Source organism: Lysinibacillus xylanilyticus, assembly GCF_001708185.1.
In the GTDB taxonomy this organism is placed as follows: domain Bacteria; phylum Bacillota; class Bacilli; order Bacillales_A; family Planococcaceae; genus Lysinibacillus; species Lysinibacillus xylanilyticus_A.
Window position 1 is genome coordinate 39,665 of record NZ_MDDN01000016.1, and the last position, 12,817, is coordinate 52,481.

The following is a 12,817-nucleotide window of genomic DNA, read 5'->3' on the forward strand; positions in this document are numbered from 1 at the left end:
TGTAAAATAACAGTAAAAGCAGACGGCCTATTAGAGGTGCAATATCGCATTTCTAAACCGTCTGCTTTTTAATTTCAACGAATATTAAGTTAGCTATTCCAAGTTACGAACAGCATTCACTATGTGCTGAGTGTTTGAGGCAACATAGGATTGCAGGTAGCTTTATGTAACCGGCTGCTAATCATTACTTCCATGATTTAATGAAGAAAGTAATTTTTCTGCATCATTTTTTAAATCTACAAGATACTCTGCTTCTTGAACTAGTTTTTGCATTGTATTTAATTCATCATCGCTAATTCCAACTAACTCTTCAAACATTTCTACTGATTCTCGCGAAATGAAAGAAATATCCTTCATTGCTTCCATAATTTGCAGAGAGCTTGAAGAAAGTTCTTCTGTACTTGCAGATGATTCCACATTATTTTCAGCAATAATTTTTGTAGTATCTACAATTTTTTCGAACATATTCCCGATTTCTAGTATTTTAGTATTTGTTTGTTCAAACTCTTCTGTTCCTTGCTTCATTGATATGACAACTTTGTTCGTCTCTTCTTGAATATTTTTTACAATATTCGAAACTTCATCAGCTGACTGACGTGATTGTTCAGCCAATTTACGAACCTCATCAGCAACTACAGCAAACCCTTTACCGTGTTCTCCTGCACGAGCTGCTTCGATAGCTGCGTTCAATGCTAATAAATTTATTTGCTCTGAAATCCCTGTAATTACTTTAACAATATTACCAATTTCGTACGATTTTTCTCCAAGTATATTGATTGCATCAAATGTCGTATTAATCGTTTGATTAAAATGCTCCATTTTCACCAACGAATCTTTTAACTTTTCATTTCCTTCTTGCGTTAATTCTAACGTCGTATTCGATTGTTCTGAAATTTGGTTAGATCTTATAGATAGCTCTTCAATAGCCACTGTGATGTCTTCGATAGAAGTAGCACTCTCTTCAGTAGCGACTAGTTGCTTTTTTAATCCTTTACCGACTTCATCGATTGCGGCCCTTACAGTATCAGCCTTCTCAGTTGCGTAATCTCCATGTTCTAAAAGATTTTTACTTTTTTCATTCACATTATTTGCGAATTTATTAAATTGTTCACTTACTTGACCTGCTGATATTTCATGCATTCCATTTAGTGCCTCTTTATTTATATGGGAATGACGTTTAAGTGAAAAATATCGGTAAGCAAAATACAAAGATGTACATAATAAAACTACAATAATTCCTAGCATAATAGCTTCCATGAAAAATTCTCCTATTCTACTAACGTATTAGTGATGAAATTTTATAGTTCTTTTACAATGATGTAAATTCCATCTGCTACAGTCGGTGGAATACTGCTTAGATTTTCATTGCTTTCATATTTATGAACAATAAAATCCCCATCTACGTTCACATATTTTGTCAAGCCATGATACTTCTCCAGCACACGCATTGACTTTGGATTTGTCGCTTCAGCTAATACTAATCTTAAGCCTTCTTCTGTTGCTTTCTTTATTAATACATCGCCTAAATTTTGTACTATATCATGACGATTATGCTCACCAATTACACCTAATAAAAATAAATGTAATACTTCTCCATCTTCCATATCTTTTCCATAACGATTTTTATAATCTTCTAGGAAACGTTCATCAATATCCTCTAATACACGCATAACAATATTCATATCTGCAAACGTGCCTTCAAAAATATCCTCTTTGATAATTTCAAAGACATTCGTATCTCCAACTAATGCGCCTACAACATTTTGCTCTTGATCTAGTGCAACAGCACAGTATCCTTGATGAACATTTGCTTCAATATATTCCTTCGTAAATTGATAGAAATCTTCGTAAGGTAGTTTTAAGGCGTACCCGATAATCGGTTCTTGCACCCATTTGCCAGCAACCTCTACCCCAATAAATGTTTTTGCTAAACATTCTGCTGTCTTTTCAATTAAATCTGGTTGGTCCTTTGTAAGGATTTCATAAGTATATAATTCTTGAATTGTTTGCATCCTAAATTCCTCTTTTTCAAAATGTGATTATAGTTAATTAAAGACTAACGCATTGGTAATTGCGAAACATTGTCGACTACGGTTCCTGGGAAATTAACTCCCTCTAAAGCATTTCGCACTTGCACATAGGCAATTTTAGAGGTTGGATTAACAATAAATATATCTTTAAAGCCTAGTGAAGCATAAAACATTAATGTTTGTCCTAGCTCTGCAGAAATCTTTGAAGGGAGGGGTGATTGATGTGTTGCATCAACAACAAATGTATAGGTATTTTTCTGTACTTTTGACCCTGTCTCTGTCAAATCTTTTAAATAATCCTCTACAAGCGCTGGTTTTATAAACCCTATTATTTGGACGTGTACTTCTTTTTTTGCTTCATAAATCGCCATTTTATATTTCTCTTTATCAACGACTATCATCTCAAATCTCCTTTTTATAATTTTCTTAAAGCTGTTAGCATTTTTGTAATAAATATTAATAAATACCTATTCAGTCCTTTGATTTTTTCCACAAAAAAACTATCCCTGAACATAATTAGGATAGCCAAAAAATCGCTTATCATCTTGGCAACCCGACTATCATTTTCCAAGAGGATTTTAGACTCGTAGCTTTGCGTCCTTACCTTTCGATAAGTTTGCCGTTTTCAATTTATTAAAATTACGCTGACATAATACTATTAGATTATAAATGTTTTGTAAATTTTTGTCGACTGTAGGTATTTTTCTCTAAGTAATATCGGAAGATTTAGAGAATTTTTCCGTATATTTAAAGGAATGGACAAGAAAATACTGTTTGGTGATTTTTTTAAAGAGGGAATTTCTAATCATGCCCAGATTGTAGGAAAAGCAAATGGCTGCCTATTCTTTCACATTCATCTAAGAAGAATCAACTTCATTTTTCATAAATGCGTTATGTAACGATAAAAAAGAGTGGAATTTAGGCTACATCCTAAAATTCCACTCTTTTTTATAACGCTACTCTTTTCAAAACTTCATTACTTGTACTCACAACGGTAGTATTCATTACGCCTTTGTGAGTACAAGTAATATATACAGTGTATCGAAAGACAACTGCAAATGTTAGATACCTTCTTTTAAAATGAGTTGCGAGACACACTCCACATGCGTTGAATGTGGGAACATATCCACTGGCTGAATCTCCTGTGTTTGATAGCCCCCATCCTCCAAAATACGGAGATCACGCGCTAGTGTACCTGGGTTACAGGACACATAAACAACACGTTTAGGACGTTGCTCTAAAATCGTCTGAAGAAGAGCCTCATCGCAGCCTTTGCGTGGTGGGTCCACTACTAGGACATCCGCTTCCTTGCCTTCCTTATACCAGCGTGGGATCACTTCCTCTGCTGGGCCGGCCTCGAAATACGTATTCGTAAAGCCATTTAATGCTGCGTTGCGTTTTGCATCTTCAATAGCTTGTGGGACAATTTCAACCCCCATAACAGCCTTTGCTTTTTCTGCAAGGAATAATGAAATGGTACCAATTCCACAGTAAGCATCTATTACTCGTTCATCACCCTGCAAGTCAGCGTAGTCTAATGCTTGTTTGTAAAGGACTTCCGTTTGCTCAGGGTTTACTTGATAAAATGAACGTGCTGAAATTTCAAAGCGAACATCACCAATTGTATCGATAATAACGTCCTTGCCCCACAGGTTCACGGTTTCATCACCGAAAATAACGTTCGTTTTGTCGCTGTTAACGTTTTGCATAATGGATGTGACATTCGGGACAAGCTTCTGGATTGTCGCAACAGCTGCTTCTTTTTGCTGGAATTTTTTCTTTTTCGTTACGAGAACAACCATGACTTCACCAGTTGCTCGTGCTTTACGAATAACTACGTGGCGTAGCATTCCCTCATGTGTTAGCTCATTGTATGGTCGAATACCGATTGCCGCTAATTCCTTTTTCAAGCCTGTAAGAATAGCATCCGCTTCACCTGTCTGAATTAAGCAACGCTCCATATCCACAATGCTGTGAGACTTCGTTTTATAGAAGCCAGCAATTGCTTGTCCTGCTTCATTCGAAGAGAAAGGAATTTGGGCTTTATTACGATATTGCCAAGGCTCTTCCATGCCTTTCACAGGTAGAACAGGCGCATCAATTTTACCAATACGTTGCATGACATTTCGCACCATATTCTCTTTCCATTTTAACTGCCCCTCATAAGACAGATGTTGTAATTGGCAACCACCACATTGCTTGAAATATTCACAAGGCGCCTCTACTCGATCTGGCGATGGCTTAAGAATATCTACAACTTTCGCAAAGCCATAATTTTTTAACGTTTTTAAAACATGAACTTCCGCTGTCTCATTAGGAAGTGCCCCTTGGATAAATAATGGATAGCCGTCGACCTTTGCAACGCCATTGCCATCATGTGTTAAATCTTCTATATAAACTGTTAATCGGTCATTCTTTTTCACGGGTGCTGACATTCGTACATCCTCCATTTCAATCTCTTTATTGTAGCATGTGTTGGCGGATGAAAAAAGAACAAGACTTGATCTTGTAAGCTATTTGCCCAACATCCATGACCTAAGCAGTACGACACTCTCCCGAGCACATTCTCCTTCCACCTGATCACTTCCGCACACGACCCGAGCAGTACTGCAAAATGCTCGAACCTTCCAAAGCATAAAGTAGAAAAAAGAGCCGCTATTCGCGACTCTCTCCTTCCTCTTTTGTTACATGGTGATCTTTTGGTGCCCACCAGAAAGCAAACACAATTCCGAGGATGACTACTATAAATGGCGCATAAAACATGAGAAATTTCTCCATCACTCTAACCTCCTATGCGTGATTGTCTTCTTTTCCTGTCACGTAATTTTTGTTGAACAGGAATAATTTCAACAATAAAAATAGTGATGGAATAAGCAGACATAGACCTAATATAAATGCGATGACGAGTGCAATCGCCATTTGTGTACTTGTAAAGCTATCGTAAATTGTTAAATATGGATACAGTAAATATGGATATTGTGCGATACCATAAGCGAAGAATGCCAAAGCAAATTGGGCAATCAATAGTCCTACTGCAAGGCCGTAATTTTTTCGCATCCAAATGAACACCACAGTAATGATAAATAGTACGGCTGAAATGGCGAACACCCACCATAAATTAACCATATTATTGTAAGTTTCAGGATTGATCGATTTCATTTCATACATAATACCAAGCGCACTCACCATTAAAGGTATCGCCCAAACAAGTGCGTATTTTCGCATTAGTTTTGTTGCTTCTACATCCTTTGCTTTATGAGCATACCATGTTAAAAACACAGCTGAAATATAGAGTACCGCTGCAATGCTCAAGACGACAATACTCCAAGCAAACGGGCTCGTATACAATGTCCAATAGTTTAAGACCGGTTGCCCGTCAACCATATCAACATAGCCACCTGCAGCAATCGCAAAGACAACAGAAAGTGAGGCCGGAATGAGTAATCCTGCTATACCATACGTTAGCGTGTATCCGATATGTCCACGTGAGCCATATGATTCAAACGCATAGTAGGAGCCTCGTATGGCAAGTAGCACTAGCGAAATACTAACTGGCACAAGTAAAATGGTTCCATAATAAAAGGCTGTTTGTGGGAAAAACCCAACAATCCCAACAAAGAAGAATACTAAAAAGACATTCGTTACTTCCCAAACAGGTGATAAATAACGTTTAATAATATTTGTTAAAATATGATTTTTGCCAACGAGTAAACTGTAGGCATTGAAAAAACCTGCCCCAAAATCAATTGAAGCTACAATGACATAGCCGAATAGGAAAATCCACAAAACTGAAATACCTAAAATCTCTAATGTCATAAGATGTCACCGCCTTTTTCAGAATGGCGATCTGCTAATTCACGCTCAATTGGATTCTTTTTGAACATACGAACTAAAACTACAATACTTCCTACGCCCAATACAGCATACACACCTGCAAACAACAGCAGCATTAAATCCACATGGTCACTCGTTGTGGCCCCTTCTGGTGTTCGCATTAAACCATATAAGACCCAAGGCTGTCTACCAACCTCAGCAAGCCACCAGCCCGCTTCAATTGCAATAATTGAAAGTGGTCCACCTGCAACGACAATCCATCTAAACCAACGTGTATGAATAAACAGCCAACCACGCGCTTTCCCGACTACATAAAGCAATGAAACTAATACCATAAACATGCCAATAAACACCATGAGATCAAAGAGATAATGAATATACAGTGGTGGTCGATCTTCTTCAGCAAATTGATCTAAGCCAATTACCTCTGCGTTTGGATTATTATGCGCTAAAACACTTAGAGCATAAGGAATTTCAATTGCATATTTTACTTCGTCACCATCTAATACACCCAAAAGAATAAGTGAGGCTTTATCGTCTGTTTCAAAATGCCACTCAGCTGCAGCTAGTTTTTCTGGCTGATATTCTGCTAAGTATTTTCCTGAAAAATCTCCAATAATCGCTGATGCAATGGAGAAAATCAGGCCAATCTTCATAAGTAAAAATAATGATTTTTTATGGTACATATGCTTAGAACCTCTTAGCATACGGTATCCTGCAATGGCCGCTAACACAAATGCAGCTGTCATATAAGCGGTAACGAGAACATGCGCTACCTTTGTCGGCATTGCTGGATTAAACATTGCTAAAAAAGGTTGAATATTTACAAGTTCTCCGTCCACAATGTCAAATCCTTGAGGTGCATTCATAAACGCATTCACAATTGTTATAAACACAGCTGACATCGAAGCACCAACAGCTACAGGAATTAATAGCAGCATATGCTTTTTCTGACTTTCAAAGCGATCCCAAGTATATAAATAGATGCCAAGGAAGATGGCTTCAAAGAAAAACGCAAACGTTTCCATAAAGAGCGGTAATGCAATTGTTTGGCCAGCAAGTTGCATAAAATTCGGCCATAGTAAAGACAACTGTAAGCCAATTGCTGTCCCTGTAACAACTCCGACTGCAACTGTAATAACAAAACCTCGTGCCCAACGTCTTGCCATTAAAATATAGTGCTCATCATTCTTTTTATATCCAGTCCATTGAGCAATCATAATCATTAACGGGACACCTACACCAATCGTTGCATAAATAATATGGAACGATAACGTCAGCTCCGTTAATACTCTACTCCAAAAGACTGCTGATTCATTCACCATTTCATTGCCTCCTAACTACCAAATATTCTTCCAAGCATGGAAAGTAGCATAATAATTGCAACGCCAAAGCTTAGCCATATGAGCTTTCTTTCCTGCGACTTATACAAAGTCAACACTTCCTTTCTTACCCCATACTCATATTTTCCACTATTGCCATGAAAAAAACCTTTATAATGGACCGATATTTCGGCCTATTATAAAGGTTTCAAATTTTGTTCAAGTAATATACGCACATTTGCCAAACATTTTTCTTAATTCGTTCACAATCCTCATTATAGACAATTCTTATGGTAAAAATAGTCAATATTTAGGCACTTAGATACGGTCTTCCTCACGAATATCCTCAATGGGAACAAAAATTTCAATATGGCGCTTTAAGTTTTCAAATGTTGCAGGTGCATCCCCACCATACTCACCGTCTAAGTTTAAATGTATCTCGTCTTCAGTAGATACTTTTACAACACTTGCCTTTTTATAAATTACACGATCATCATTCAAATGCTCGCCCCTTAATGCCATTGCGGCAAGCTGAATAAATTCAGGTAAGCTTACTTTTTTCAATACTAATAAAGTAAAGTAGCCATCATTAATGCTTGCGTCTGGTGCAAGCTTTTCAAAGCCACCTACTGAATTGGTTAAGCCACATAAAAACATCATGGCATCCCCATCAAACACTTCATCATCATATTCGATACGCATATGGGAAGCTTTGATTGATGGAATCATTTCTACTGCTTTAAGGTAATAAGCTAACTGTCCTAGCATTGTTTTCATTTTACTTGGCACTTCATATGTTAACTCAGTAATACGTCCACCAGCGGCAATATTGATGAAATAGCGTTCTCCATTTAATAAACCAACATCAACTGGTAACGTTTCACCTTTAATAATAATCTCAACAGCATCTGCAATATTACGAGGGATATGCACTGCACGGGCAAAATCATTCGTTGTGCCCATTGGAATTAGACCAACTTTCGGACGATTTTCAAATGGACTTACACCTGAAATAACTTCATTTAATGTGCCATCTCCACCAACGGCAATGATTATATCAAAGCCACGTTCTACTGCATTTTTTGCTGCAACGGTTGCATCGCCTTCGCAAGTTGTTGCGTGACATGATGCCTCATAGCCTGCTACCTCTAGTTTTTCCAATACTTCTGGTAGATGCTTTTTAAATGCTTCACGTCCAGATGTAGGATTATAAATGATTCTTGCTCGTTTCATAACATACCTTCCTGCTTCATAAGATTCTATTTCTTCAACGAATTTTACGTTTAAATGTTGCACATCCTAATTCTTTGACATGCAGCCTTGTAATCTACAATTACTGCAATGCAGCTGTCACTTGCTTTTTGAAATCCTCATAAACAAATGTCCAGTATGATTTATTCGTCATATTCTCTTCACGAATTTCTGCATACAATGCCTTTTGTGCATCTTCAAATGTAGGATCTTCTTTATCAGGTAAACTAGCTCGTTTGCTCACTACTAGTTCCTGTAATTCTGGTGCACGTGGTCCCCATTTTCCAATCACTTGACCAACATCATCCAATAAAATATAAATTGGAATTGCACGACCACCGTTTGTTAAATAGCGATCAATTAAATCTGTATCCGCATCGCGAAGTACTGTGCGTATTTCTAAACCTGCAGCCTCTGCTACACGACGAATAATCGGGTTATTTAACATTGCGTCGCCGCACCAATCTTCAGTAATTGTTAAAATTTTTGGCTGCTTGTCCTTTAGTAGCTCGATAAAGCCATCGTTCGTTGGCACTTCAAAGCCATCATAAATACGGAAGCTCTCCTCTTTCAACGTCGTCATATTATCCATATATTGCTGAATCGAAATCGCATCTTTGAAATATTGTTGTTCAGTTTTCATTGATTAACCCCCTAATGTTATTTCATGTTCTATTCTATATTTTGCTATGAAAACTTTTTTTAGACAACCATAAAGTGTTAAGTTGTATTTTTCAGCTCATCACCATACCGTGTGGTTGATTTCCGTTCCGACTGGGCGCTTTGTTGCTGCCGCTTCGCTTTCGCACAGAAAACTTTTGTTGCTGCCGCTTCGCTTTCGCACAGAAAACATCCGCTTCGCTCCAGGGTCTCGGGCCAATCGGCTGAAATGTCAGGGCATTCACTTCACCTTAAATTGTATGGATACCTCAAACAAAAAGAATAGTACCTTTAGTATGTATTACTTTTTAAAAATAATAAAAAGCCAAGAAAGCGAATTTGCTCTCTTGGCTTTCTGTTGCAAATGCAATTAACGTTTTGCCATTTCTTGTTGTAATAATTTATTAACCATTGGCGGATTTGCTTGACCTTTTGTTGCTTTCATAATTTGACCAACTAAGAAGCCGATAGCACGATCCTTACCGTTTTTGAAGTCTTCGATTGATTGTGCATTGTTATCTAGAATTTCTGTAACGATAGCAAGTAATGCACCTTCATCAGAAATTTGAACTAAACCTTTTGCTTTAACGATATCTGCTGCAGAACCGCCTTTTTCTACTAGTTCAGCAAATACTTTTTTACCGATTTTAGAAGAAATTGTACCGTCAGTGATTAATTTCACCATTTCAGCAAGGTTTTCTGGTGTTAATGCAGTATCTTTAAGATCTTTTTGTTCTGCATTTAAGTAAGCAGAAACATCACCCATAAGCCAGTTTGCAGAAAGCTTTGCATCCGCATCATTAGCTACCATAGCCTCGAAGAAGTCTGAGATTTCTTTTGAAATAACAAGAACTCCTGCATCATATGGCGTTAAGCCTAATTCTTCAACATAGCGTTTTTTACGAGCGTCTGGAAGCTCTGGAATTTCTGATTTTACACGCTCTAACCATTCGTCATCAATTGATAGACGTACTAAGTCTGGCTCTGGGAAGTAACGGTAATCATCTGTTCCTTCTTTAACACGCATAAGAATTGTTTTACCTGTTTTTTCATCAAAACGACGAGTTTCTTGCTCAATTACTCCACCTGACAGAAGTACGTCTGCTTGGCGTAATTCCTCGTGCTCTAAACCACGACGAACATAGTTGAATGAGTTCAGGTTTTTAAGCTCTGTTTTCGTACCGAATTCTTCTTGACCGTATGGGCGGATTGAGATGTTGGCATCACAACGTAAAGATCCCTCTTCCATTTTACAGTCTGAAACATCTGCATATTGGATGATTGATTTTACTTTTTCAAGATACGCGTACGCTTCGTTCGGTGTGCGAATATCTGGCTCAGAAACGATTTCTACAAGTGGTGTACCTTGACGGTTAAAGTCAACTAAAGAGTGGTCGCCACTGTGAGACAGTTTACCAGCATCTTCTTCCATATGAAGACGTGTAATACCAATACGTTTTGTGTAACCATCTACTTCGATATCAACCCAGCCGTTTTTACCAATTGGCTTATCGAATTGAGAAATTTGATAAGCTTTCGGATTATCTGGATAGAAGTAGTTTTTACGGTCAAATTTTGTTTCTTGTTCGATTTCCATGTTAAGTGCAAGTGCTGCACGCATTGCGAAATCTACAACATTTTTATTAAGTACAGGAAGGACACCAGGATAGCCTAGGTCGATTACTGTAGTGTTTGTATTTGGTTCAGCACCGAAGTGAGCTGGTGCTGGTGAGAAGATTTTTGAGTTTGTTTTTAACTCAACGTGTACTTCTAAACCAATGACTGTTTCAAAGTTCATGTTATTTTCCCTCCCAAATTTGAGGAACTTGTTTATGGAACTCCGTTGCTTGTTCAAAAGCATGAGCTACACGGTAAATTGTTGCTTCATCGAAATATTTACCGATAATTTGTAAGCCTAGTGGTAGTCCATTTTCAAAGCCACATGGAATTGAGATGGCTGGTACACCAGCTAAGTTCATAGGAATCGTTAAAATATCGTTCGCATACATCGTCATTGGATCATCGACGTTTTCACCAATTTTGAATGCTGGTGTTGGAGCAGTTGGTCCAATGATTACATCAAAGTCTTCAAATACTTTGTCATAGTCTGCTTTGATCAGTGTACGTGCTTGTTGTGCTTTTTTGTAGTAAGCATCGTAAGTACCTGCACTTAGTGAGTAAGTACCAAGCATGATACGACGTTTAACTTCATCACCAAAGCCTTGTGCACGTGTTTCTTTATAAAGGTCCATTAAGTTATTAACGTTTTCTGCGCGGAAACCATAACGGATACCGTCAAAACGAGAAAGGTTAGAAGACGCTTCTGAAGAAGAAAGAATATAGTAAGCTGCAAGTGCATATTTAGAGTGAGGTAGTGATACTTCTTCTACTGTAGCACCTAAGCCTTTTAATACTTCTAATGCTTCAAGCACTGATTGACGTGCCGCTTCGCCAACACCTTCACCAAGGAATTCTTTTGGCACAGCGATACGTAAGCCTTTTACGTCACCTGTAAGGGCTGCTGCGTAGTTAGGTACTTCTACGTTTGCAGAAGTTGAATCGTTTGGATCTAATCCTGCAATTGCTTCAAGTAAAAGAGCGTTGTCTTCAACATTACGTGTAATTGGTCCGATTTGATCTAAAGAAGATGCAAATGCCACAAGACCAAAGCGAGATACACGACCATATGTAGGCTTCATCCCTACAACACCGCAATAAGCTGCTGGTTGACGGATTGAACCACCTGTATCAGAACCAAGTGAGAATGGTACTTCACCTGCTGCTACTGCTGCTGCAGACGCACCTGAAGATCCACCTGGTACGTGGTTTAAGTTCCATGGATTTTTTGTTGTTTTATAGTATGAGTTTTCATTTGAAGAACCCATTGCAAACTCGTCCATGTTTAATTTACCGATAGTAACCATACCGGCTTCACGTAGTTTGTTAACTACTGTTGCATCATAAATTGGCATAAAGCCTTCTAGAATTTTAGAAGCACAAGTTGTTTCTAAGCCTTCTGTAACGATGTTGTCTTTCACACCGATAGGAAGACCAAAAAGTGGTCCACGCTCTTCAAATGGCACTTTGTCCATTTCAGCTGCTTGTGCAGTTGCTTTTTCTTCGTTTGAAGCAAGGAAAGCTTGTACATCGCCGTCAAGCTTCGCCATACGTTCGTATGCTTCTTTTGTTAAGTCAGCGATTGTTAAGTTACCCGCTTTAATGTCAGCTTGTAGCTCCTTAGCTGAACGTTCAAATAACGTCATGAGGAATCCTCCTATGTTTTAGTATTACATGATAGCTGGTACTTTTACTTGACCATCTTCTTGTTCTTTTACGTTTAACATCATTACTTCACGGTCTAAGCCTTTTATTGCCACGTCTTCACGCATTACGTTTACTAGTGGTAAAACATGAGTTGTTGGTTCAACATTCGTTGTATCTAACTCGTTTAATTGCTCTGCGAAGTCTGTAATTTTACCAAGTTGCTCAGCAAATTTCTCTGCTTCTTCTTCCGTAATTGCAAGACGTGCTAAATTAGCAACGTGCTTAACTTCTTCTTTTGTTAGTTTTGCCATTTTTTACACCTCCAAATACTCATTCAATTTATTGCTTTTGTTGATAACAATAGGGTTGAATAAACTTAACCATGCAAATAATCATAACATTTTTCAAATTAAAAATCACAACTTTCACCAAAAATATAGAAACTTTCACTACTAT

The 12,817-nt window shown here is 37.9% G+C and carries 12 protein-coding genes and 1 riboswitch; all 12 genes read right to left on the reverse strand.

The genetic code is table 11. The features are described from left to right. Window positions 1–177: 177 nt before the first annotated feature. Entirely contained in the window at window positions 178–1,257 is a 1,080-nt protein-coding gene (locus BFJ97_RS19780) for a methyl-accepting chemotaxis protein (protein ID WP_068986364.1), read from the reverse strand. A 41-nt stretch (window positions 1,258–1,298) separates the two neighbouring features. Continuing rightward, window positions 1,299–2,012: a hypothetical protein gene (locus tag BFJ97_RS19785; RefSeq protein ID WP_068986365.1), complete on the reverse strand. Its 714-nt coding sequence runs from the start codon at window positions 2,010–2,012 to the stop codon at window positions 1,299–1,301. Window positions 2,013–2,056: 44 nt separating this feature from the next. Further along, complete coding sequence (locus tag BFJ97_RS19790) at window positions 2,057–2,431, reverse strand: hypothetical protein (RefSeq protein WP_068986366.1); 375 nt, start codon at window positions 2,429–2,431, stop codon at window positions 2,057–2,059. Between the two features lie 143 nt (window positions 2,432–2,574). Continuing rightward, window positions 2,575–2,661, reverse strand: a riboswitch (cyclic di-GMP riboswitch). Between the two features lie 430 nt (window positions 2,662–3,091). Next, a complete protein-coding gene (gene rlmD, locus BFJ97_RS19795) occupies window positions 3,092–4,465 on the reverse strand; it encodes a 23S rRNA (uracil(1939)-C(5))-methyltransferase RlmD (RefSeq protein WP_068986367.1) in 1,374 nt (457 codons plus the stop codon). A gap of 220 nt (window positions 4,466–4,685) precedes the next feature. Further along, on the reverse strand, window positions 4,686–4,808 hold the full coding sequence (gene cydS, locus BFJ97_RS25535) for a cytochrome bd oxidase small subunit CydS (protein ID WP_263297518.1): 123 nt from the start codon (window positions 4,806–4,808) through the stop codon (window positions 4,686–4,688). A 12-nt stretch (window positions 4,809–4,820) separates the two neighbouring features. Continuing rightward, entirely contained in the window at window positions 4,821–5,846 is a 1,026-nt protein-coding gene (locus BFJ97_RS19800; protein WP_068986368.1) for a cytochrome d ubiquinol oxidase subunit II, read from the reverse strand. Then, window positions 5,843–7,189 (reverse strand): cytochrome ubiquinol oxidase subunit I, encoded by a 1,347-nt coding sequence (locus BFJ97_RS19805; protein WP_068986369.1) that lies wholly within the window; start codon window positions 7,187–7,189, stop codon window positions 5,843–5,845. Before BFJ97_RS19805 ends, BFJ97_RS19800 begins: the two co-directional genes overlap by 4 nt. Before the next feature lie 315 nt (window positions 7,190–7,504). Beyond that, a complete protein-coding gene (locus BFJ97_RS19810; RefSeq protein WP_068986370.1) occupies window positions 7,505–8,419 on the reverse strand; it encodes a diacylglycerol kinase in 915 nt (304 codons plus the stop codon). Window positions 8,420–8,519: 100 nt separating this feature from the next. Next, window positions 8,520–9,080, reverse strand: coding sequence for a thioredoxin family protein (locus tag BFJ97_RS19815; RefSeq protein ID WP_068986371.1), 561 nt, complete (start codon window positions 9,078–9,080; stop codon window positions 8,520–8,522). A gap of 387 nt (window positions 9,081–9,467) precedes the next feature. Then, window positions 9,468–10,895 (reverse strand): Asp-tRNA(Asn)/Glu-tRNA(Gln) amidotransferase subunit GatB, encoded by a 1,428-nt coding sequence (gene gatB / locus BFJ97_RS19820; protein ID WP_068986372.1) that lies wholly within the window; start codon window positions 10,893–10,895, stop codon window positions 9,468–9,470. Between the two features lies 1 nt (window position 10,896). Next, on the reverse strand, window positions 10,897–12,360 hold the full coding sequence (gene gatA, locus BFJ97_RS19825; protein ID WP_068986373.1) for an Asp-tRNA(Asn)/Glu-tRNA(Gln) amidotransferase subunit GatA: 1,464 nt from the start codon (window positions 12,358–12,360) through the stop codon (window positions 10,897–10,899). A 24-nt stretch (window positions 12,361–12,384) separates the two neighbouring features. Then, window positions 12,385–12,672: an Asp-tRNA(Asn)/Glu-tRNA(Gln) amidotransferase subunit GatC gene (gene gatC, locus BFJ97_RS19830; protein ID WP_068986374.1), complete on the reverse strand. Its 288-nt coding sequence runs from the start codon at window positions 12,670–12,672 to the stop codon at window positions 12,385–12,387. Window positions 12,673–12,817: the final 145 nt, after the last annotated feature.

What these genes read in the sequence shown, in the direction of transcription:
- BFJ97_RS19790 (WP_068986366.1), bottom strand. Translation starts at nt 2,431, where the DNA reads ATGATAGTCGTTGATAAAGAGAAATATAAAATGGCGATTTATGAAGCA.
- BFJ97_RS19815 (WP_068986371.1), bottom strand. Translation starts at nt 9,080, where the DNA reads ATGAAAACTGAACAACAATATTTCAAAGATGCGATTTCGATTCAGCAA.
- BFJ97_RS19780 (WP_068986364.1), bottom strand. Translation starts at nt 1,257, where the DNA reads ATGGAAGCTATTATGCTAGGAATTATTGTAGTTTTATTATGTACATCT.
- gatA (WP_068986373.1), bottom strand. Translation starts at nt 12,360, where the DNA reads ATGACGTTATTTGAACGTTCAGCTAAGGAGCTACAAGCTGACATTAAA.
- gatB (WP_068986372.1), bottom strand. Translation starts at nt 10,895, where the DNA reads ATGAACTTTGAAACAGTCATTGGTTTAGAAGTACACGTTGAGTTAAAA.
- BFJ97_RS19800 (WP_068986368.1), bottom strand. Translation starts at nt 5,846, where the DNA reads ATGACATTAGAGATTTTAGGTATTTCAGTTTTGTGGATTTTCCTATTC.
- cydS (WP_263297518.1), bottom strand. Translation starts at nt 4,808, where the DNA reads ATGGAGAAATTTCTCATGTTTTATGCGCCATTTATAGTAGTCATCCTC.
- BFJ97_RS19810 (WP_068986370.1), bottom strand. Translation starts at nt 8,419, where the DNA reads ATGAAACGAGCAAGAATCATTTATAATCCTACATCTGGACGTGAAGCA.
- BFJ97_RS19785 (WP_068986365.1), bottom strand. Translation starts at nt 2,012, where the DNA reads ATGCAAACAATTCAAGAATTATATACTTATGAAATCCTTACAAAGGAC.
- gatC (WP_068986374.1), bottom strand. Translation starts at nt 12,672, where the DNA reads ATGGCAAAACTAACAAAAGAAGAAGTTAAGCACGTTGCTAATTTAGCA.
- rlmD (WP_068986367.1), bottom strand. Translation starts at nt 4,465, where the DNA reads ATGTCAGCACCCGTGAAAAAGAATGACCGATTAACAGTTTATATAGAA.
- BFJ97_RS19805 (WP_068986369.1), bottom strand. Translation starts at nt 7,189, where the DNA reads ATGGTGAATGAATCAGCAGTCTTTTGGAGTAGAGTATTAACGGAGCTG.